Annotated in this window: 1 protein-coding gene; it reads left to right on the top strand. The window is 62.8% G+C overall.

Annotation, left to right across the window (positions count from 1 at the left end; translation table 11 throughout):
• Positions 1–1,077: ABC transporter substrate-binding protein (locus tag DBR22_RS05995; RefSeq protein WP_108598238.1), on the top strand; the 1,077-nt coding region annotated here is incomplete at its 5' end.
• Between the last annotated feature and the right edge of the window lie 49 nt (positions 1,078–1,126).

Raw genomic sequence — 1,126 nt, 5'->3', positions numbered from 1 at the left:
GTCGAATACACGATCATCCCCACCGACAGCTACAACCAGCAGATGGGCACCCGCCTCTCAGCAGGCACCGCCACCGACGTCCTGAACGTCTTCCCCGGCAGCGGAAACGCCACGGCCGTGCGCTCACTGGCAAAGAACGGCTACCTCGCCGATCTCTCCGGGGAGGACTGGGCCGCCGCGCAGCCCGAATCCACAACCTCCGCGACCGCCTACGACGGCAAAAGGTACATGTTCACGGACGTGGCAACAGCCAACACTTTGGGCGGCGTGTACAACGCCAAGGCCCTGCAGGATGCGGGCTTGAAGATCCCCACAACCTACTCCGAGGTCCTGGCCTTGTGTGCCGACGCACAAAAGGCAGGAAAGGTGGCCTACGCCCTGGGCGCCCAGACGCAGTGGGTCACCCAGCTGGTGACCTACGCCTTGGTCCCCACCGAGGTCTACGCAAAGGACCCGGACTTCAACCAGAAGCAGCTGAACAAGGAAGTCACCTTCCAGGACAGCCGCTGGCTCGACGCCATGAACAAGTACAAGGACATGTTCGACAAGGGCTGCTTCAATAAGGACGCCCTGGGCACCTCAGTGGACAATCAGACCGCCATGGTTGCCGACGGCCGGGCCCTGGGCGCAATCCAGATTTCCACCATGGCCAACTCCATGACGAAAGCCAACCCAGACCTGACCGTTCAGCTGGCACCCCTTCCGGCTACTGACAACACAGCCGACACCCGGCTGGCCTTCGGCCTCGGCGTGGGCTGGGGCGTGAACGCCAAGGCCAAGAACGCCGCAGGGGCGAAGAAGTTCGTTGCCTTCCTCGCCAGCAAGGAAGGCAGCGCCATGAACGCCGACAAATTCGGTGTGGCACCCAACGGCGTAGTCGAGGCCAACGGGATCAACAAGCTTGAAATCCCGTTCCTCGAGGAGGACAAGACGGTTCCCTTCCCGGACGTTGACTGGCCCTCACCCCAGGTGCAGAACCTGCACCTGACCGGTATCCAGGAAATGCTGGGCGGCAACAAAACTCCGAAAGACGTCCTGACCTCCATGCAGGAAGCCTTCACCGGCGCACTGAAGTAGGACCGGTTGCGGGGGCGGTCAGCAACAAGGCCGCCCCCGCCCTCCACCC

The organism is Arthrobacter sp. HMWF013 (assembly GCF_003061105.1).
Lineage (GTDB): Bacteria > Actinomycetota > Actinomycetes > Actinomycetales > Micrococcaceae > Arthrobacter.
This window is presented reverse-complemented; position numbering and strand designations above follow the sequence as displayed.